18 protein-coding genes are annotated in these 21,886 nt (G+C 37.5%); 6 read left to right on the forward strand and 12 right to left on the reverse strand.

Annotation, left to right across the window (positions count from 1 at the left end):
* Nucleotides 1-802: 802 nt before the first annotated feature.
* From lpdA to ACFIKX_RS06395, 8 genes are all read right to left on the reverse strand, one after another.
* Entirely contained in the window at nucleotides 803-2,209 is a 1,407-nt protein-coding gene (gene lpdA, locus ACFIKX_RS06360; protein WP_375628549.1) for a dihydrolipoyl dehydrogenase, read from the reverse strand.
* 31 nt (nucleotides 2,210-2,240) lie between these two features.
* Entirely contained in the window at nucleotides 2,241-3,452 is a 1,212-nt protein-coding gene (gene odhB / locus ACFIKX_RS06365; RefSeq protein ID WP_375628547.1) for a 2-oxoglutarate dehydrogenase complex dihydrolipoyllysine-residue succinyltransferase, read from the reverse strand.
* A 32-nt stretch (nucleotides 3,453-3,484) separates the two neighbouring features.
* Nucleotides 3,485-6,484: a 2-oxoglutarate dehydrogenase E1 component gene (locus ACFIKX_RS06370; protein WP_375628545.1), complete on the reverse strand. Its 3,000-nt coding sequence runs from the start codon at nucleotides 6,482-6,484 to the stop codon at nucleotides 3,485-3,487.
* A 163-nt stretch (nucleotides 6,485-6,647) separates the two neighbouring features.
* Nucleotides 6,648-7,550, reverse strand: a complete 903-nt coding sequence (sucD, locus tag ACFIKX_RS06375) for a succinate--CoA ligase subunit alpha (RefSeq protein ID WP_375628543.1) — start codon at nucleotides 7,548-7,550, stop codon at nucleotides 6,648-6,650.
* Nucleotides 7,551-7,553: 3 nt separating this feature from the next.
* The gene (gene sucC, locus ACFIKX_RS06380; RefSeq protein ID WP_375612755.1) at nucleotides 7,554-8,750 is read right to left on the reverse strand and encodes an ADP-forming succinate--CoA ligase subunit beta; all 1,197 of its coding nucleotides are present in this window, start codon (nucleotides 8,748-8,750) and stop codon (nucleotides 7,554-7,556) included.
* Nucleotides 8,751-8,838: 88 nt separating this feature from the next.
* Complete coding sequence (gene mdh, locus ACFIKX_RS06385; protein WP_375628541.1) at nucleotides 8,839-9,801, reverse strand: malate dehydrogenase; 963 nt, start codon at nucleotides 9,799-9,801, stop codon at nucleotides 8,839-8,841.
* Between the two features lie 289 nt (nucleotides 9,802-10,090).
* Nucleotides 10,091-11,290, reverse strand: coding sequence for a cell division protein ZapE (zapE, locus tag ACFIKX_RS06390; protein WP_375628540.1), 1,200 nt, complete (start codon nucleotides 11,288-11,290; stop codon nucleotides 10,091-10,093).
* A gap of 98 nt (nucleotides 11,291-11,388) precedes the next feature.
* Entirely contained in the window at nucleotides 11,389-11,934 is a 546-nt protein-coding gene (locus ACFIKX_RS06395) for an AprI/Inh family metalloprotease inhibitor (RefSeq protein ID WP_375620904.1), read from the reverse strand.
* A gap of 225 nt (nucleotides 11,935-12,159) precedes the next feature.
* On the opposite strand from ACFIKX_RS06395, the gene dapF reads away from it, so the two are divergent.
* The 6 genes from dapF to ACFIKX_RS06425 all read left to right on the forward strand — a co-directional run bounded on the left by dapF (nucleotide 12,160) and on the right by ACFIKX_RS06425 (nucleotide 17,545).
* Entirely contained in the window at nucleotides 12,160-13,011 is an 852-nt protein-coding gene (gene dapF, locus ACFIKX_RS06400; RefSeq protein WP_375628539.1) for a diaminopimelate epimerase, read from the forward strand.
* Entirely contained in the window at nucleotides 13,011-14,294 is a 1,284-nt protein-coding gene (gene mtaB, locus ACFIKX_RS06405; protein ID WP_375612759.1) for a tRNA (N(6)-L-threonylcarbamoyladenosine(37)-C(2))-methylthiotransferase MtaB, read from the forward strand. Before dapF ends, mtaB begins: the two co-directional genes overlap by 1 nt.
* 14 nt (nucleotides 14,295-14,308) lie before the next feature.
* Nucleotides 14,309-15,562, forward strand: a complete 1,254-nt coding sequence (gene ftsY / locus ACFIKX_RS06410; RefSeq protein WP_375628536.1) for a signal recognition particle-docking protein FtsY — start codon at nucleotides 14,309-14,311, stop codon at nucleotides 15,560-15,562.
* Nucleotides 15,559-16,245 (forward strand): septation protein A, encoded by a 687-nt coding sequence (locus tag ACFIKX_RS06415; protein ID WP_375620900.1) that lies wholly within the window; start codon nucleotides 15,559-15,561, stop codon nucleotides 16,243-16,245. The genes ftsY and ACFIKX_RS06415 overlap by 4 nt, the downstream gene beginning before the upstream one ends.
* A 62-nt stretch (nucleotides 16,246-16,307) precedes the next feature.
* The gene (gene gloB, locus ACFIKX_RS06420; RefSeq protein ID WP_375628534.1) at nucleotides 16,308-17,069 is read left to right on the forward strand and encodes a hydroxyacylglutathione hydrolase; all 762 of its coding nucleotides are present in this window, start codon (nucleotides 16,308-16,310) and stop codon (nucleotides 17,067-17,069) included.
* A 2-nt stretch (nucleotides 17,070-17,071) separates the two neighbouring features.
* Nucleotides 17,072-17,545 carry a hypothetical protein gene (locus ACFIKX_RS06425; protein ID WP_375628532.1) on the forward strand — a complete coding sequence of 158 codons (474 nt, stop codon included), beginning with the start codon at nucleotides 17,072-17,074 and terminating at the stop codon, nucleotides 17,543-17,545.
* 23 nt (nucleotides 17,546-17,568) lie between these two features.
* Here ACFIKX_RS06425 and ACFIKX_RS06430 read toward each other — a convergent pair whose 3' ends face one another.
* From ACFIKX_RS06430 to mnmG, 4 genes are read right to left on the reverse strand one after another with little or no spacing between them, the layout of a single operon-like run.
* Complete coding sequence (locus ACFIKX_RS06430; RefSeq protein WP_375612765.1) at nucleotides 17,569-18,465, reverse strand: ParB/RepB/Spo0J family partition protein; 897 nt, start codon at nucleotides 18,463-18,465, stop codon at nucleotides 17,569-17,571.
* 41 nt (nucleotides 18,466-18,506) lie between these two features.
* A complete protein-coding gene (locus tag ACFIKX_RS06435) occupies nucleotides 18,507-19,304 on the reverse strand; it encodes a ParA family protein (protein ID WP_273790170.1) in 798 nt (265 codons plus the stop codon).
* 6 nt (nucleotides 19,305-19,310) lie between these two features.
* Nucleotides 19,311-19,958, reverse strand: a complete 648-nt coding sequence (rsmG, locus tag ACFIKX_RS06440) for a 16S rRNA (guanine(527)-N(7))-methyltransferase RsmG (protein WP_375611339.1) — start codon at nucleotides 19,956-19,958, stop codon at nucleotides 19,311-19,313.
* On the reverse strand, nucleotides 19,958-21,826 hold the full coding sequence (gene mnmG / locus ACFIKX_RS06445; protein WP_375628530.1) for a tRNA uridine-5-carboxymethylaminomethyl(34) synthesis enzyme MnmG: 1,869 nt from the start codon (nucleotides 21,824-21,826) through the stop codon (nucleotides 19,958-19,960). The genes rsmG and mnmG overlap by 1 nt, the downstream gene beginning before the upstream one ends.
* Nucleotides 21,827-21,886 lie beyond the last annotated feature (60 nt).

Here is a 21,886-nt window from a genome sequence, read left to right on the forward strand (position 1 = left end):
TCAATTCCTCGCCTCTTCATCTTAAATGACAAAGATCCTTAACCTACACCAATCATTAAACAATTCAATTTCTTTGAGTGAATTCCTTTTGACTTCCCTCTTCATATATAACGATTTGATTTATAACAATAAATCATCATTTTCAACTTGATTCATAACGCTGAATACTGTAAAATTCTCTTAATCACAAACTCTCTCACATTGAAGTAATTAAAATCTTTTGTCTGCACATCACAAACAAAACGAGCGTGTGAGGTAAAATGATAAAAGAACAGAATGAAAATTCTCAAATAATAAAGAGCTTTAGCAATATTAAGAACTGAAAAAGTGTATTATAATGCCAGCGTGTACTTTTACTAAACATAAAGATGATGGTGCACAATAGGTCTTATAACAGTTTGAATGAATTTCATATATTTCAAGAGGAACTTTTACAGCTATACCATTCACGAACACCCTCGCGAAGTAGATTTGAGCATTTTGAGAGATGTCTTCTTAACACAAAGCACCCAGATAGGCTCAGAATCCTATCTTAAATATTTTATAACAGTATAAAAACTACCCCATATATAAAACTTTACATAGACGAAACACCACCGCTCTAAACGATAGTGCACAACAGAATAATCAATCAAAACTGCACAACAGATATCTAAAACAGTAATTATCGAAAAGCATACAACAAATGGAACATTTCAATACAATTGGTTATATTCTTTTTTAAAGTTTTAAAATGTTGTTGCATGCTTCACTAATATTTTCTGCCTCATGTGCCTTTTAAAATTTACTTTTTAAAAGCTTTTTAAATATGAAGTGGTTTAGCAAATGTTGCCAAAGCTGCCTCACGCACGGCTTCTGATAAGGTAGGATGTGCATGGCAACAACGTCCCAGATCTTCTGATGAACCTCCAAATTCCATTAAAACTGCAATTTCATGGATCATTTCACCAGCACCAAATCCAAGAATATGCCCCCCTAATACCCGATCTGTTTTTTTATCAGAAAGGATTTTAACGAACCCATCACTCTTTTGCATTGCACGTGCACGACCATTGGCCATAAAAGGAAATTTGCCAACATTATATTCAATACCAGCAGTTTTTAGCTCTTCTTCTGTCCTTCCTACACTCGCAATTTCCGGCTGTGTATAAACAACACTAGGAATAACATCAAAATTAACATGCCCTTTTTGACCTGCCAAAATTTCTGCCACAGCAACGCCTTCTTCCTCTGCTTTATGTGCTAGCATTGGTCCTTTTACGACATCACCAATCGCATAAATTCCTGGAACATTCGTCTGCCAATGAGCATCAATTGCAATAAATCCGCGTTCATCTAACTGAACACCAGCCTCTTGTAATCCAAGCCCCTCTGTATAAGGAGAACGTCCAGTAGCAATAAGCACAACATCAGCCTCTAAAGTTTCAGATTCACCACCTTTGACAGATTCAAAGCTCACCTGAGCAGTTGAGCCAGATTGTGTAACAGCTGTTACCTTTGCACCCGTTTTATATTCAATCCCCTGTTTTTCCATTAATTTCTGAAATTGCCGTGAAACTTCACCATCCATTGAGCCCAAAACTTTATTAAGATACTCAATAATGGTCACTTTAGCACCTAAACGGCTCCAAACTGATCCAAGTTCTGAACCAATGACACCAGCACCTACTACAATCATATGCGTTGGTACTTTTTCAAGTGAAAGAGCTCCCGTAGAAGAAACAATAGTCTTTTCATCAATTTCAACATTCACCCCTGGAATGCCTGAACTCTCTGAACCGGTAGCAATAATAATATTTTTTGTCTCAATTGTTTGTTTATTACCATCTCTGGCAACAACTTCCACATGACCCGCACTCAAAATTTTGGCTGTCCCAAAAAAAGTATCAACTTTATTTTTTTTTATCAAAAAAGAAACACCACTCGTATTGGCTGTCACCACAGCTTTCTTATGAACCATCATTTGTTCAAGATTAAGCTTAGATTTACCAATAGAAATACCAAGCGTTTCAAAACCATGCTGGGTTTCAGAAAACACTTCTGAAGCATGCAGCAACGCTTTAGAAGGAATACAACCAACGTTGAGACATGTTCCTCCTAATGTTGTACGCTTTTCAATAATTGCTACTTTAAGTCCCAGTTGCGCCGCTTTTATTGCTGCTACATAACCACCTGGACCCGCTCCGATCACAGCCACATCATAAGACATCCGTTTCTCCTTTCATCCTGAAAACTGTATTTTACAAATCAAGAACAAGGCGTTCCGGATCTTCTAAGCTTTCCTTAACACGCACAAGGAAAGTCACAGCTTCTTGCCCATCCACAATACGGTGATCATAAGAAAGCGCTAAATACATCATGGGGCGGATCACAACTTGACCCTCAACAACCATTGCTCGCTCTTTAATCGCATGCATTCCCAAAATACCAGATTGTGGTGCATTCAAAATCGGTGTTGACATCAACGATCCATACACACCACCATTGGTAATGGTAAAAGTTCCGCCCTGCATATCAGAAACGGCTAATTTTCCATCACGCGCAAGACGCCCCAAACGACCAATCTCTTTTTCAATCTCTGCCAATGACATTTGATCTGCATCTCGCACCACTGGAACAACAAGCCCTTTATCCGTTCCAACAGCAATTCCAACATTGACATAGTTTTTGTAAACAATATCTGTCCCATCAATCTCTGCATTAACAGCAGGAAGTTCTTTTAATGCATGACAAACAGCCTTGGTAAAAAAACCCATAAAACCAAGCTTAACACCATGTTTCTTTTCAAAAAGATCCTTATAACGCTTGCGCAAATCCATCACCGCTGACATATCAACCTCATTAAATGTGGTTAACATTGCTGCTACATTTTGTGCATCTTTAAGACGGCGAGCAATTGTTTGACGCAATTTCGTCATACGAACCCGCTCTTCACGTGTTTCTTGGACAGGAGGTGCCGAAGAACTCGTCGCAGAAGAAGAGGGTGTAGGAGCATTTGTACTTTGTTTTAATCCACCAAGAACATCTTCTTTAAGAATTTGTCCACGTTTTCCAGAACCTGAAATATCGCTTTTTGCAACATTATTTTCAGCCATCAATTTTGCTGCTGAAGGAGAAGGAGGCATTGCACTGCTCAAAGCAGGCTTCTTCGATTCAGATGAAGCCGCTGGAACAAGTGTAGCAGAAGGTGAAAGTGATTGGGAGATACCAGCTTCTCCAGCTTTCACCACTCCTAAAAGAGCATTTACTTCAACCGTATCGCCTTCTTTTGCAATGATTTCAGATAATTTCCCAGCAACAGGAGAAGGAACTTCAACGGTTACCTTATCAGTTTCTAATTCAACCAAAGGCTCATCCATAGCGACAGCTTCGCCAAGTTTTTTAAACCATTTGCCAACCGTTGCTTCGGTAACCGATTCGCCCAAAGTAGGAACACGAATTTCAGTAGTCATAATATTTTTCCATACATCAGAGTAGTAATAAATTAAGAACCTAACGCGTCTTTAAGAAACGCAGCCAGTTGTTCAAGGTGTTTCACCATTAACCCAGAGGCCGGTGACGCACTCGCAGGACGTCCTGCATAACGAGCACGTGAATATTGCGCATTAATATGCGTCAAAACCCATTCCAAATAAGGCTCAATAAATGACCAAGCCCCCATGTTTTTTGGTTCCTCTTGGCACCAAAAAACTTCCGCCTGCAAAAAGCGCGATAATACATTCACCAAAACTTTTGCAGGGAAAGGATAAAGCTGTTCAACACGAAGGAGGTAAACATCATCAATACCCCTTTTTTCACGTTCTTCATAAAGGTCGTAATAAACCTTACCAGTACAAAGAACGACACGGCGAATCTTATTATCTTTTTGCAACTTAATGACAGAATCTCTGAGACATTCTGCATCATCAAGCAACACACGACAAAAACTTGTTTCTGGCCCCATTTCATTGAGAAAAGAAACAGCTCTCTTATGACGTAAAAGTGATTTCGGTGTCATCAAAATCAATGGCTTCCGGAAATCACGCTTAATTTGTCGACGCAAAATATGAAAATAATTTGCAGGGGTTGTACAATTAGCAACCTGCATATTATCTTCCGCACAAAGTTGAAGAAACCGTTCTAAACGTGCAGAAGAATGCTCCGGCCCTTGCCCTTCAAAACCATGAGGCAATAAACACACAAGACCAGACATACGAAGCCACTTACGCTCTGCGGATGAAATAAATTGATCAAAAATGACCTGTGCACCATTAGAGAAATCACCAAATTGTGCTTCCCAAAGTGTTAATCCTCGTGGTTCAGCAAGAGAATATCCATATTCAAAACCAAGAACAGCTTCTTCAGAAAGCATAGAATTAACAACGTCATAAAGCGCTTGCCCCTTTTGTAAATGATTCAAAGGAATATAACGCGCCTCATTTTCTTGGTCATAAAGAACTGAATGACGTTGTGAAAAAGTTCCCCGTTCAACATCTTCACCGGAAAGACGAACCGGTGCACCTTCCAAACAAAGTGAACCAAAAGCTAAAGCTTCAGCGGTTGCCCAGTCAACACCCTCACCGGTTTCAAAAATTTTAGCACGATTATTTAAAAAACGTTGAATGGTTTTGTGAACGTGAAAATTCGCCGGAATTTCAACAATTTTCTGACCAATTTCCTTTAAAGTTTTTACTTCAACACCGGTTGCTCTAGAATGCTGCTCATCAGAACTACTAAAAGCTTTGAGTCCCGTCCAGCTTCCATCAAGCCAATCAGCCTTATTAGGCTTATAAGAAGCACTCGCTTCAAGTTCACCTTCAAGCTTATCGCGCCATAATTTTTTTTGTTGCTCAATCTCTTCTGAAGAAATCATTCCTTCTGCTACCAATTGGTCACTATAAAGTTGAAGTGTTGTTTTATGATTACGAATTGCTTTATACATAAGCGGCTGCGTAAAGGAAGGTTCATCACCTTCATTATGCCCATAACGGCGATAACAAAACATATCAATAACCACTGGTTTATGGAAAATTTGGCGAAACTCTGTTGCTATTTTGGCAACAAAAACAACCGCCTCAGGATCATCACCATTCACATGGAAAATTGGTGCATCAATCATTTTTGCGACATCTGATGGATAAGGCGAAGAACGTGAAAAACGTGGAGATGTTGTAAAACCAATCTGGTTATTGATAATAACATGAAGTGAGCCTGCAACACGATAACCTTTAAGACCTGAAAGACCAAAAGTTTCTTGGATAACGCCTTGTCCTGCAAAAGCGGCATCACCATGAATAAGCAATGGCATCACTTTTGAACGCTCACTTAATGGGAGTAAATCAGTATGCGCAGGTCCCATAAGTTGATCTTGTTTAGCACGTGCTTTTCCCATGACAACCGGATCAACAATCTCAAGATGAGATGGATTGGCTAACAGCGATAAATGAACTTTTTTACCATCAAAGTCCAGATCAGCGGTAGTTCCCAAATGATATTTGACATCACCGGATCCCTCCACATCATCAGGCTTGTAAGATCCCCCTTTGAATTCATGAAAAATAGCCCTATGCGGTTTGGCAAGAACTTGTGAAAGAACATTTAAACGACCACGATGTGCCATTCCTAAAATAACTTCCCTAACCCCCAAAGCACTACCACATTTGATAATCTGTTCAAGAGCGGGAATCAGCGCCTCACCACCATCGAGTCCAAAACGCTTTGTACCTTTATATTTAGTGTCTAAAAACTGTTCGAATCCCTCTGCCTGAATAAGCTTATTCAGAATAGCTTTCTTGTCTTGTTGTGTGAAAGAATTTTTTTTATCTCGCCCTTCAATGCGTTCTTGAAGCCATACTTTCTGAACCGGATCAGAAACATGCATATATTCCACACCGATTGTTGAACAATAGGTACGATTGAGAATCTCAAGCATTTGCGGAATAGTTGCATATTCCAACCCTAAAACATTATCAATAAAAATGGGACGCTCGTAATCAGCTGGAGTAAAACCATAAGCTTCTGGAGAAAGTTCCTTATAATCTTCTTGTTTTTCGGCCAATTGAAGAGGGTCAAGTTGCGCATGAAGATGTCCCCGTTCTCGAAACGCACGAATCATCATAATTGCATGAACGGAATCACGTGTTGCACGAATAATATCTTGTTCACTGGAAGTTTTTCCCTTTTGTGCAGCACCTGTTATTGCTTTTTCCTTTAATTTATCGCCAAAATATTTTTCAAGAGAAGACCAATCACCATCAAGAGCAGAAATCAATTCACCCTCTGCTTTTAATGGCCAATGATCACGCTGCCATGTTGCTCCTTCAGCATTTTTAAGAACATCTTCTTTATTATCATGAAGTCCTTCAAAAAAAGCACGCCACTGTGAATCAACACTGGTAGGATCTTTTTCATATTGAGCATAAAGTTGATCTATATAATCCGCATTCCCACCATAAAGAAATGATGTCTGTGCAAAAAGGCTATTTATTTCGTCCTGCCTTGCCATATACTTCTCCGGAACATTTATTCCGTCTCCTTATATCTCTTTTTGACCTTTAAATGCTTACAAACAAGCAGTGATTCGAACATTCAAAAAAGTTTTACCTTTTTATACTCAAGCTTTTTCACCTGAATCTAAGAACCTTTTCTTATTCAGGTGAAACTTTCTTTTAGCCTTTCAAAACTGACATCAAAGTCTTACCTATCTGTGATGGCGAAGAAGATACACGAATCCCTGCTGATTCCATTGCCGCAATTTTATCTTCTGCTCCACCTTTACCACCAGAAATAACAGCACCAGCATGTCCCATTGTCCGTCCTGGAGGAGCCGTACGGCCAGCAATAAAGCCAACAACTGGCTTTTTACGACCTTTTCTTGCTTCATCTTGCAAAAACTGTGCTGCTTCTTCTTCAGCAGAACCACCAATCTCACCAATCATAACAATAGACTCGGTTTCATCATCCGCTAAAAACATTTCCAACACATCAATAAATTCAGTGCCCTTAACAGGATCGCCACCAATCCCTATAGCAGTTGTTTGTCCGAGACCTTCCTGACTCGTTTGAAAAACGGCTTCATAAGTTAAAGTTCCCGACCTCGAGACAACCCCAACAGAACCTTTTCTAAAAATAGAACCAGGCATAATACCAATTTTACATTCATTTGGTGTAAGAATACCGGGACAATTAGGACCAATAAGACGAGACTTTGAGTTTTCTAATCGCGCCTTCACTTTAACCATATCCATAACGGGAATACCTTCCGTAATACAGATAATTAAACGAACTTCAGCTTCTATAGCCTCTATAATAGCTGCAGCAGCCCCTGCAGGAGGAACATAAATAACGGAAGCATCTGCACCTGTTTTTTCTTTTGCTTCTGCAACATTAGCGAAAATAGGAAGAGTTTCGCCTTCTGAACCTTCCCATGTTTCTCCACCCTTTTTAGGATTAACGCCACCAACCATTTGCGTACCATGATAAGCAAGCGCCTGTTCTGTATGAAACGTTCCTGTTTTTCCTGTAAGCCCTTGAACTAGAACTTTTGTCTCTTTATTCACAAGAATTGACATAGCTTAAGCTCCCTTCACGGCTGCAACAATTTTTTGGGCAGCATCATCTAAATCATCAGCAGGAATAACATTCAAACCACTCTCATTGATAATTGCTTTACCTTGCTCAACATTAGTACCTTCAAGACGAACAACCAAGGGAACCTTTAAACCAACCTCACGAACAGCAGCAACCACACCTTCAGCAATGACATCACAACGCATAATACCACCAAAAATGTTAACCAAAATGCCCTTAACATTTGGATCGGCCGTAATAATTTTAAAAGCAGCTGTCACCTTTTCTTTTGATGCTCCACCACCAACATCCAAAAAATTCGCTGGCTCTGCTCCATAAAGCTTAATGATATCCATTGTTGCCATAGCAAGCCCAGCACCATTAACCATGCAACCAATCGTACCCTCAAGAGCAACATAAGCAAGATCATGCTTTGATGCTTCTATTTCCTTTGGATCTTCTTCTGAAAGATCGCGCAATTCTAAAATATCTGGATGACGAAACAGAGCATTATTATCAAAAGAAACTTTCGCATCAAGAACACGCAAGTGACCATCTTTCATCACAATAAGCGGATTGATTTCTAAAAGGCTCATATCTTTTTCACAAAATGCCTTATAGAGAATCGGAAAAAGCTTTTCACCATCTTCTCGCGCACTACTTTGTAGTTTCAACGCATCACAAAGTCTTGCACAATCAGCAGAAGTAACACCCTCTACAGCATCAATGGGAAGCGTGAATATTTTTTCTGGTGTCTCTTCAGCAACCGTTTCAATATCCATTCCACCTTCTGTTGAAACAACAAAAGCAATTCGACCAACGCTACGATCAACCAAAAGTGAAAGATAAAGCTCCCGTTCAATATCGGCACCATCTTCAATATAAAGGCGGTTGACCTGCTTACCCTCTGGACCAGTTTGTTTGGTTACCAAAGTTTTTCCAAGCATTTCTTGAACATTTGCAACAACTTCTTCAACAGATTGTGCAAGCCGAACACCACCCTTTGCATCAGGACCAAGTTCTTTAAACTTACCCTTACCACGACCACCAGCGTGTATCTGACTTTTAACCACATAGAGAGGTCCGGGCAATTTTTCCGCCCATTTTTCAGCTTGCTCTACAGAATAAACAGCGACACCATTTGCAATTGGTGCTCCATATTCATGAAGCAGACGTTTGGCCTGATACTCATGGATATTCATGCATTTGTCCTTTTCTTTTATGGATCTTATTAATCCTAAAGTTTTAACATTCTAAATACTTATTTTAATGAATTAAATCTTGTTCAATTTACTTGAGACTAGGTACAAGAGCAATACAAGCTTCACAAAGCTTTTTAACCGCATTTACTGAATGATCAAAAGCACCTCTTTCTTCTTTATCAAGATCAATTTCAATGACTCGTTCAACACCACCTGCACCAAGTACAACAGGTACCCCAACATAGGTATCATTAACCCCATATTCTCCTGAAAGATAAGCTGCAACAGGCACAACACGCTTAGTATCCTTTAGGTAGGCCTCAGCCATAGAAACAGCAGAAGCTGCTGGTGCATAATAAGCAGAACCTGTTTTTAACAAACCAACAATTTCTGCACCGCCATCACGGGTACGCTGGATAATTTGATCAATTCTTCCCTGTGTTGTCCAGCCCATCTTTATAAGATCAGGCAAAGAAATACCACCAACCGTTGAATAACGCACGAGAGGAACCATTGTATCACCGTGGCCCCCTAAAACAAACGCTGTCACATCTTTAATAGAGACCTTAAATTCCTCAGATAAGAAATGACGAAAACGCGCTGAATCAAGAACACCAGCCATACCAACCACTTTATGTGTAGGGAGACCTGAAAATTTCTGCAATGCCCACACCATCGCATCAAGGGGATTGGTAATACAAATAACAAACGCTGAAGAAGCGTATTTTTTAATTCCAGCTCCAACTTGTTCCATAACCTTTAAATTAATGCCCAAAAGTTCATCACGACTCATACCAGGTTTTCGCGCAACGCCTGCTGTTACAATAACAACATCAGCACCTTCAATTGCTTCATAAGCATTAGCACCTTTTAGACTGATATCAAAACCATCAACAGGAGAAGATTCGGCTATATCTAGAGCCTTACCTTGTGGCACACCTTCTGTAATATCAAATAAGACCACATCAGCAAGCTCTTTAAGCCCAATAATATGTGCTAAAGTACCACCAATCATACCTGAACCAATGAGAGCTATTTTTTTCCGTGCCATTTTATTTTTTCCTAACTTTTAGATAATTCAGCGCACACCCAATCAACGTCCGTATACTGAATATTTTTGACTTCAACCATATTCAAACAATATCATAAAAAGGAGTAAAGAAATGAAATTTACAAATTTATCTCCTTACAGAAACAACAACCCTCCGCTGAAACAACTATTAGAAAATTATCACGATGTATCGATAAAGTGAATTTTAAAAAAATACAACAGAATTATTATATTTCTTTAATTTCAAAAAGTTATTGTTTTGACAGTTTACGTAAAGGTAAAAGTATAATCAATGCTTCTTCTTCAAAAGAAAATGTTCTTCCCAAAGTTTTAAATAATCGTAGCTTTGCATTTCGAAAAGACGTGATTGTGTTCTTTGAAATTCAAATGTTTCCGTAATCTGCGCATGCCCTTTATACAAAGCCCCTATCCCTGCCGCAGCCGACATAAACAACCGTATGTGGCGCTCATAAAGAATATCAATAAGCAAAATAAACCGTTTTGTTTCATTACGACATGTATCATCCATGACCGGTACATTATCAATAAAAATCGTATGATAATGCTTTCCTAATAACAAATATTCAGCCGCGGCCAAAGGCTTTGCACATAAATCCCCATAATCAAAACGAGCACATCCTGCACCAAAGCGCGGAATAGGAATAAAGCGCCCTTTTATAGAAAGCTCATCAGACATCTCCTTATGTCCTTGCAATACAAGTGTCCATGCTTGATCCATATATTCATTTGCTTGAACCCCCAACGGCGATACATACATCTGTTGTAGATTTGATTTTTCAAGGCGATAATCTGTTTTTGCATCAAGATTAACAACACGAACATATGCTTTCAAAACTTGAATAAAAGGCAAAAAGAGCTCACGATTTAAACCGTTACAATAAAGGTTATCTGGCGCCACATTTGAAGTCGCAATAAAGAAAATTCCTTTATCAAACAGAGCAGAAATAAGCCGCCCCAATACCATAGCATCAGCAATATCCGTTACACTAAACTCATCAAAACAAAGTACTTTTGCTTCTCGTGCAAGATCCTCAGCAACAGCTAAAATAGGATTATCTTGTTTAAATTTTGCACACCCAGATGCTTGACGATAAAAATTAATACGCTCATGCACATCAGCCATAAAATCATTAAAATGGGCACGCTTTTTATGACCTTTAGGCAAACAAGAAAAGAACAAATCCATCAGCATGGTTTTGCCCCGTCCTACTTCACCATAAATATACAGTCCCTGAAAAAAACCTGTTTCATCTCCTTGTTTTACAACACAAGAAATATTTTGTTTTTTCCTTTTAAATATTCTGTTAAAGAAAGAGCAAAATATCCAAGGCAAAGGATGAGAGATATTTTGTTCCGCAATTTTTTTTAATAAATGATCAAAATATTCTGTTATAGCTAATTGAGCGGGATCAAAACAAACCTCTCCTTTAGCGACAAGCTCCTTATAACATGTTGAAACGAGAATCATCCAAAAAACCTTTTTCAAACCGATCTCAATGAAAAATACAAATACTTTTCAAAAATCTGTCCGTCTAGTTTAGTTTGTCATAAACGATCAAAAATGATTTAACGACTTAAAATAACGGGATGATCATCAAGTGTACGTCCCTCAAAACGATCAACATTTGAAGAATAAAGAACGAGGATAACACGTCCAGAGTTATTATAAAAATATAATCTTTTTCCTTTAACAGCCCACGATCTCACTTGGGAAGCAATTCCTGGACAGTGTAAAGGACCAGCACGGTACCCTTGTCCAAACTTTGTTTGTGGAGTTGCAATCCGGCAAACTTTTCCTCCCATAGAAAGATTCCACACCCCAGCAACACTTGCAGGAAATAAATCAGTAGCATTACTTGGCAATTCGAGACTAGCCATTCGTCCATCGCTCTGAGAATCTCCTTTTTCATACATCGGAGCGTTTGCATCTTCAGATATCGACGAAGAAGTAGACGACAGATCAGACGCTTCTAATATTGTCATTTGTTGAGATGGATAAAAAACTTCTAATGCGTTACCATCGTCATTACCATCAAACCGTGTTGTTGAACATCCCCCTAAAAACATTACAGTTGATAGTGCAACGAAAAACGAAACTTTTGAAAACGCCATGTCTGTACTCTCTCCCACGACAATAAATAAGTTCACAAAAAAATTAAGCGAATATTTGTTATAGTTACAAAGATAAATTAACAAATTAAAAAAAACAGGTTAAAATCACTTATTTTAAAAGAAATAATTTATGTGCCCAATTTTATATTTATTAAACACTAGAAATTTATAATATTTTCAGTCATATATCTTTTTATAAGTAATCATTAGAAATAGAGAAGTTTCATGAAAACGCCATTTAGCAAAATGGACGGTCTTGGAAATCAAATTATTGTTGTTGATATGCGTGAAAGCACATACGCTCTTACACCACAAGCAATCCTTGCTTTGTCGGCAGATCCTGAAATGCATTTTGATCAAATCATGGCTATCCACACACCAACCCAGAAAAAAACCGACTTCCGCATAGAAATATGGAATGCCGACGGATCAATGGCTAAAGCTTGTGGCAATGGTACCCGCTGTGTCATCGCATGGCTTAAAGATCACAATTTTGGTGAAAAATTTCATTTAGAAACTCCCGCTGGAATTATTGAAGGAAAATACCAAACCGATAATCTCATTTCTGTTGATATGGGATGCCCAAATTTCAATGCAAAAGAGATGCCTGTTTCACGTGAAATAGTTGATACCAATCACGTAGAAATTATCGCTGGTCCCCTAAAAGACGCTTGTCTCATATCCATTGGCAATCTCCATGCTATCTTTTTTGTTGAAAATGATATTCAACATATTCCATTAGAAAAATATGGGCCAAAACTTGAACATGATCCCCTGTTTCCCGAACGGTGCAATATTTCCATTGCTTGCATAACGTCAAAGAAAAGTCTAAATTTACGTACATGGGAGCGAGGGGCAGGATTAACACAAGCATGTGGGAGTGCTGCTTGTGCAAGTGCAGTGGCTGCTTATCGTCGTGGACTTACAGAGCGCCATGTTGATGTAAATTTACCAAAGGGAAAACTTAATATTTTTTACCGAGAAGACGATCATATTATCATGACAGGACCAATTAAATATCACTTTAGTGGTTTTTTAAGCCCTTTAACAGGGTGTTACAAAAAGGATCACTCCTGATGGCAATAGAAATTGTAACTTTTGGTTGTCGACTTAATAGCTACGAATCGGAAATCATTCGCAAAGAAAGTACTTCTTCAGGGCTAGATCAACTTAAAGATGGTGCTATTATCTTTAATACCTGTGCTGTCACTGCCGAAGCCGTACGACAAGCAAAACAAGCTATCCGCAAAGCAAGACGTGAAAATCCTCATGCGCGTATCATTGTAACAGGGTGTGCAGCCCAAACAGAAGCACAAAATTTTGCCTCAATGACAGAAGTAGATCTTGTTTTAGGAAACGAAGATAAACTTCACGCTCATTCTTATCGTCAACTTCCTGATTTTGGTATTAATCATTCTGAAAAGGTGCATATCAATGACATTATGGAAGTACAAAAAATTGCTCCACATATGGTCAGTGCAATGCAAGAGCGCACCCGCGCTTTTGTACAGGTACAAAACGGATGCGATCACCGCTGTACATTTTGCATTATTCCTTATGGACGAGGACCATCTCGTTCAGTTCCCATGGGTGCTGTCATAGAACAAATTAAAAAGCTGATAGGTGGGGGTATCCAAGAAGTGGTCCTTACAGGTGTTGACCTTACAAGTTATGGCCACGATCTTCCTGGAAAAGCTACTCTAGGAAAATTAACTTCAGCTATTTTGCATCATGTCCCTGACTTAGCCCGATTACGCCTCTCATCTATTGACTCTATTGAAGCAGACGAAGAACTCATAAATCTTTTAGCTTATGAAACAAGAATCATGCCCCATTTGCATTTATCTTTGCAAGCAGGTGATAATATGATTTTAAAACGGATGAAACGGCGTCATCTGCGCGAACATGCCATTCAATTTTGCCAAGAATTGCGTGCCAAACGTTCTACAATGGTTTATGGTGCCGACTTAATTGCTGGTTTTCCTACAGAAACAGAAGAGATGTTTCAAAATAGTCTTGCCTTAATCAAAGATTGTAATTTAACCCATCTCCATGTCTTCCCCTTTAGTCCAAGAGAAGGAACACCTGCCGCACGTATGCCACAAATCAACCGTAAAATAGTTAAGCTGCGTGCTGAAAAATTGCGTAAAGCAGGTGATATGGCTTACCAAAAGCATCTTGCTCATTTACAAAACAGTCTACAAACAATTCTCGTTGAAAAAGATGAAATCGGACGAACAGAAGATTATACTCTTGTACAAGTTAAAGGTGCAAAAGCAGGAACAATTGTTCAAGCCCTTATCGTTGATCATGATGGCGATAAATTGATTGCTGTCCCTCCAAAATTAAACGCTGCTTGAGCAGGAGAATTCTTATGACTAAATCTTTTATAAAAAAAATATTCTCTTTTAACAAATCTCAAGAGCAAGAAATTGAACAACAGATTTCTATTCCTGATAAAAGCGATATAATAGAAGAAAATAAAGACAAAAATGAAAAGACAAAAAATAATCAAATCTCTATAAACACAGAAAAAGAAGAACAAACAAAAAATCCAGAGTCAATACTTACAAAATATGATGAAAAATCTCCATTTCTAGAATCCCATTCTGATAAAATTCCCTTTTCTGGTAAAATTATTGTCACAAACAACATCCGTGAAAAAAAGAATGAAGAAATTTTATCTGAACCTTCTGTTGAACAAAAAAAGACAGCGTGGTTTGGGCGCCTTAAAAAAGGCCTATCCCTTTCTTCACAACGCCTAAGCGGATCAATTGGCGATCTCTTTGTTAAAAGAAAACTTGATGAAGATACACTGCAAGAGCTCGAAGATATTCTTATCCAAGCTGACATAGGTGTAGAGACGGCAACACGCATCACAAATACTTTAGCTTCCAGTCGTTACGGAAAAAACCTCTCCCCAGATGATATTCATACTATTGTAGCTGATGAGGTCAAAAAAGTTCTGGAACCTGTTGCAATACCATTAGAACTTGATCTCAGCCATAAACCTCATGTTATTTTGCTGGTAGGTGTAAATGGCACTGGAAAAACGACAACTATTGGAAAACTTTCAGCCAAATTAACAGAAGGGGGATTAAAAGTTATGCTGGCAGCAGGTGATACTTTCCGAGCCGCTGCTATTGAGCAACTACACATTTGGGGTGAACGTACCAATTCTCCTGTTATTTCGACAAAATTGGGTGCAGATGCCGCCAGCTTAGCATTTGATGCTTATGAAAAAGCAAAAAAAACAAACAGTGATGTATTAATTATTGATACAGCAGGGCGTTTACAAAATAAATCTGAATTAATGGATGAGTTGGCAAAAATTATTCGTGTTTTAAAAAAACACACCCCCCAAGCACCCCACACAATCCTTCAAACTCTTGATGCAACAACCGGACAAAATGCACTCAACCAAGTGGACATTTTCAGTGATATTGCTGGTGTTAATGGTTTAGTTATGACAAAGCTAGATGGGACTGCACGAGGAGGAATTCTTGTCGCTATCGCAGCAAAATATAAATTACCCGTTTATTTTATCGGTATAGGAGAAGATATTGAAGACCTTCAACCCTTTTCTGCTTCTGACTTTGCCGAAACTATTGCAGGAAAACACGCATGAAACAGCCTTTATCTAATCTTAATTTACACAATAATTCTGAAAAAAAGATGAATAACAATAAAAAAATTTCTCTCTCACCAACACTTAAGTTTCTTTTGGAAATGGGTCCATTGGTTGCCTTCTTTTTTGCCAATTATAAGGGAGAATGGCTGATAAAAAACATTGGATTTTTTCAAAATTTTAGTAAGCCTATTTTCCCTGCAACAGCTATTTTTATGGTGGCTATTATTATTTCCCTAAGCTTATCATGGATCCTTGCAAGACAAATTCCTATTATGCCTCTTATTTCAGGAATATTTGTTTTAGTTTTTGGCTTTCTAACTCTCTGGCTTCATAATGAAACTTTCATAAAAATGAAACCAACAATCATTAATAGCTTATTTGCTTTTATACTTTTTGGAGGGATGTTTTTTAAAAAACCACTTTTACGTTATGCTCTTGATTCTACCTTAAAACTTGATGATTTAGGTTGGCAAAAACTTACCTATCGTTGGGCGTTTTTTTTCATTTTTCTTGCCATTTTGAATGAAATAATTTGGCGTAATTTTAGCGATAATTTCTGGACAAGTTTCAAAGTATTTGGCGTCATGCCTATAACAGTCCTTTTCATGCTTACCCAAATGCCTATAATTATAAAACATTCAAAAGGACTTTTTACAGAAGAGGACAAATCTGATTCTTAAAAAAATCATTACTACCGATTATTTTATAGATTCATCGCCAAACACTGTTCGGGAGAAAAAATATGTTGATTGAACAGTTTATTTGTCGAGAAGACAATTTCGGTGTACTCCTTCATGATGAAAAAAGTGGTATGACAGCTGCAATAGATGCTCCTGAAGGCAAAGCGATTCACAATGCCTTAAAGCGCCACAATTGGACACTTAACACTATTTTTGTAACTCATCATCATCACGACCATGTAGAAGCCCTATCAGAATTAAAACAAGTTTACAACGCTACGGTTATCGGACCAGAAGCAGAAAAAGAAAAGATCAATCATCTTGATAAAACACTTCAACCTGATGAAAGTTTTTCTTTTGGCTCACTCCTTCTTTTAGCTCTTTCAACACCTGGTCATACTCTAGGCGCATTATCTTACTATTTTCCTGAAAAGAATTTACTCTTTGCTGGAGATACACTTTTTTCATTGGGCTGTGGACGTCTTTTCGAAGGAAAACCAGCACAAATGCTGAATTCTTTAAAAAAACTTCGTAAACTTCCTGATGAAACACTTCTCTATTGTGGACACGAATATACAAAAAATAACGCTCTTTTCGCACTAACAATTGACCCACATAATAAAAAACTCCACCAAAGAATAGAGGAAGTTTTTTTGCTACGTGCAAAAAACGCTATGACTTTACCAGTAACCTTAGGGCAAGAAAAAGCCACCAATCCCTTTCTCCGCTGGGATGATAGTGTATTGCGAAAGAACCTTGTAATGGAAGAAAAAACAGATGAAGAAGTTTTTGCTGAAGTTCGAAGAAGAAAGGACAATTTTTAACCATGCGTAAGTTCGTATTACGTTTGTTCCTGCTTTTTCTTTTCGTGATACATATTCAACAAACAATGGCAGAGGAAAAGGAAACAGATAATTCTTCTCTTATAGCACCTCTCATTGCAAATTATCCCTTAACAGAAGATTTTCTTTTAAAGCTGGAAAAAATTGAAAAAGAATGTAAAAACTTACTTCCAAAAACAAAAAATAATCTTATAACTTATGATTCTAGTATCCACTCTAGTATTGAAAACTACACTACCTATATTTCTAGTAAACCAAAACTTGTGAATATTTTAAAAGAAAATAATATAACACCGAAAGATTTTGTTGTTGCTCACCTAGCACTTCAAGCGACATTGTATGTACTTACTGATGAAGAAAATTCTACTTATGAAAAAAACTCTTTACCTGCAAGAAATATAGAATTTGCTAAAGAGCATATGTATAGAATAATAAAAATTTTAAAAGATAACTGTTAAAAAAATCTTTTTAGAACAATTGATTAACTTTGTAAACGCCGACAAATTTCATCTAATTGTTCTAATGAAGAGTAATGTATTTTTAAATCTCCACCTTTTTTACCATGTCGAATAATAACTTTCATTCCTATCACATCTGCAAGTAATTTTTCTAAAGATTTTGTTTCAGCATCTTTCTCCGTATTGGTACGCTTTTTAGTTTTAGGATTAGCTTGCTCATATGCAAGTATTTCTGTTTGACGTACTGAAAGCCCTTCACGAATAATTTTCTCAGCTAAATTTTGTGGATCATCAACGGTTATAAGACAACGTGCATGACCTGCAGAAAGTTGTCCATCAGTTAAGAATTGTTGTACTTTTTCTGGAAGTTTTAACAAACGAAGCGTATTTGCAACATGACTACGACTTTTTCCTATAACTTGCGCTAAATCTACTTGCGTATAATCATGTTCATTTAGAAGCATCTCATATCCCTTTGCTTCTTCGATAGGATTAAGATCTGCACGTTGAACATTTTCAATAATTGCCAATTCCAAAGCCGTTTTATCGTCCACATCACGAATAATAACGGGTAATTGACTTAAATTTGCACGTTGTGCTGCACGCCAGCGCCGTTCACCCGCAATCAATTCAAACCGATGAGGATGATCTCTTAAAGGCCTCACAATAACCGGTTGAACCACACCGTGTTGACGAATTGATTGTGTCAAATTATCAAGCTCTGTTTCAGTAAAATGACGCCGAGGATTGTGAGGATTACATGAAATAGATTCAATAGAAATAAATCGCTCAGAAAGACTACCGGATTCATTTAATTTATCAAAGCTTGATGAACGTGCAATATTGTTGTTTAAATTGATATCTCCAATCAATGCCGCTAATCCACGTCCTAGTCTTTTTTTTGATAGATCATCGTTCATAATTTTGCTCTTTGAGTTTTCTTACAAAAAATTTTACATTTTTAAGCAGCAGCACGTGCTTGTTTTTCACGTTGAATCATTTCTGATGCTAGACGCAAATAAGCTTGGCTCCCAGCACATTTAAGATCATAAAGCAATACAGGTTTGCCAAAAGAAGGCGCTTCTGATACTCTTACATTTCGTGGAATAACAGTACGATAAACTTTATCTCCCATAAAAGAGCGTACATCTTCAACAACTTGATTTGAAAGGTTATTACGTCCATCATACATTGTTAAAACAATACCTTGGATCTCTAAAGATGGATTAAGTACGGATCGCACTTGTTTTACTGTTTCAAGTAATTGACTTAAACCTTCAAGTGCTAAAAATTCACATTGCATAGGCACTAAAACAGAATCCGCAGCCCCCATAGCATTAAGTGTTAAAAGATTAAGGGAGGGAGGACAATCAATTAAAATATAATTGAATTTTTTTTCCATTTCCGGATCATCATAGAGAGCTTTACGTAAGCGTTGTATGCGATCTTTTGATGAAGAAATTTCCATTTCCACACCTAAGAGATCAAGTGTAGAAGGAACTATATAAAGATTGGGTACGGCTGTTTTTAAAGCCGCCTGTGTAATTGAAACGCCCGAAACCAAAACATCATAAGAAGATAAAGGACGGCTATTACGATCAATCCCTAAACCTGTACTAGCATTACCTTGTGGATCAACATCCATAATAAGGACATTTTCACCAATAGCCGCTAAAGCTGTAGCAAGATTAATTGCTGTGGTTGTTTTTCCGACTCCACCCTTTTGGTTTGCAATAGCGATAATTCGTGTTTCGCTCATTTTGCTCTACCCTCTATATGATCGAATATGAGAAATTTCCAAAATAACAGAATTTTCATCAACTTTACTTTTATGTTTTAACAGATCAAAGTGCCAATTGGCAGAGGCATTTTTTATTTCTGTAGCGTAATCCCGACCTTTTTGCAAAAGAGCTATTGTTTTTTCTGTTAATAAAGGAAAAATGAGTTGTAAAAGAGTATCAAGCGGCGCTAATCCCCGTGCTGTTATAATATCAGATATGGGAATTTTTTGATATATATCTTCAATTCTAGCGTGATAAACCGTTGCTGGAAGATTAAGTTGAGCAATAACTGTTCGCAAAAAAGCAACTTTTTTCCCATTACTTTCAACAAGATTAATATGTCCTGCTTTTTTTTCTTTCAAAAAGATAGCAATCACAATTGCAGGAAAACCTCCTCCTGATCCTAAATCACACCAATGTAAAGAATGAGCATACAAAGGAAAAATTTGTGCTGAATCTAGAATATGTCGTGTCCATAGATCTGGTATAGTTGTAGCAGATATCAAATTAATATGTGCATTCCACTGAAGTATTAAAGACTCAAACTGAATTAAATTTTCCATCGTTTCACGTGAAACAGAAGGAACGATATTTAATAATTGTTGATATTTTTTTTCTGTAGAAAAATTCATTAAGCTGTTTTAGCCTTTTCACGTCGTTGACGTTGAATATGTGTAATAATAAGCGATAACGCGGCGGGTGTCATGCCATCAATTTTTTGTGCATCAGCAATTGAACGCGGCGACACTTCTTGAATTTTTGATTTAAGTTCATTTGAAAGACCTGAAATTGCCTGAACATCGAGAGAAGAAGGAATTTCTAAACGCTCATCTCTCTGAAGAGAGGCAATATCTTGTGCTTGTTTATCTAAATAAACCGCATATTGTGCTTCAATTTCTAAAGATTCTGCTGTTTTAGAATCAATTGTTTTTAATTGTGGCCAAAAATCTGAAAGACGCTCTAAGGTTATATGAGGATAAGCAAGAAAATCATAAGCAGAACGCCGAATTCCATCATGATTAACATGTAATCCATGAGCAGAAGCTTCATTGGGTGTTAAAAAAAGATTTTGACATATTGATCGTGCTTGATCAAGCCGTTGTTGTTTTTTCTGATAACATTCCCAACGTATTTTACTCACAATACCCCATTTTTGTGCCAAAGGTGTTAAACGCGTATCAGCATTATCAGATCGTAAAGATAAACGAAATTCAGCACGTGATGTAAACATCCTATAAGGTTCACAAACACCACGTGAAACCAAATCATCAATCATAACACCAATATAAGCAGTAGAACGACTTATAAGTATTTCATCTAATTTACCTACTTTACGTGCAGCATTTAATCCAGCTAAAAGTCCTTGTGCTGCTGCTTCTTCATATCCTGTTGTACCATTAATTTGGCCTGCTAAGAACAAACCCGGTAAAGAACGTAATTCTAAGTTTCTTGTTAATTGTTGTGGATTAACAAAATCATATTCAATAGCATAACCAGGTTGCAAAACTATAGCATTTTCCAATCCTTCAATGGTTTTCAATAGAGAAATTTGTACATCTTCAGGAAGAGAAGTAGAAAGACCATTTGGATAAACAGTATCATCATTTAATCCTTCTGGTTCCAGAAAGATCTGATGTCCATCACGTTCTCCAAATTTAACAATTTTATCTTCAACAGAAGGACAATAACGTGGTCCTAACCCTTCAATACTTCCAGAATATAAAGCAGAGAGATAAATATTCTCGCGAATAATTTGATGTGTTTTCTCATTTGTACGTGTTATTGCACATTCAATTTGTGGTTGTTCAATTTTCTCTGTTAAAAGAGAAAAGGGTATGGGATTTTCATCTGCTTGTTGTTTTTGGAGAGCTTCCCAAGCAATTGTTTTTTTACTCAAACGAGCAGGGGTTCCTGTTTTTAATCGTCCAAGTTTTATATGATATTTTTTCAAATGTTCAGCAAGTTTTACACTTGACTGATCTCCCATACGACCAGCAGCCCATGTTTTATTACCAATATGAATAAAGCCATTTAAAAACGTACCTGTTGTTAAAACAACAGCACCAGAAAAAATTGTTCCTTGTTTTTTTAAAATAACACCTGATACACAATTATCTTTAACAACCAGATCAATAACTTCATCCTCAATAAGAGTAAGATTTTCTTGTTCTTTTAATAATTTTTGAATTGCTTTTTTATAAAGTTGTCTATCTGCCTGTGTCCGTGGTCCTCTTACTGCCGGTCCTTTACGTCTATTAAGTAGTCTAAACTGAATTCCAGCAGCATCTGCTGCTCTTCCCATAAGACCATCTAACGCATCTATTTCACGAACTAGATGCCCTTTTCCAAGTCCACCAATAGCAGGATTACACGACATTGTTCCCAGTGCTGATATTTTATGTGTAACAAGCGCTGTTTTGGCTCCTACACGTGCTGAAGCTGAAGCCGCTTCACAGCCAGCATGACCACCACCAACAATAACAACATCATATGATTGCATTTAATTCATTCCGTAGAAAATATTCTAAGGTTTCACGTGAAACAGGATATAAATTACATA

Source organism: Bartonella sp. CM86QHHN, assembly GCF_042194695.1.
GTDB lineage: Bacteria > Pseudomonadota > Alphaproteobacteria > Rhizobiales > Rhizobiaceae > Bartonella.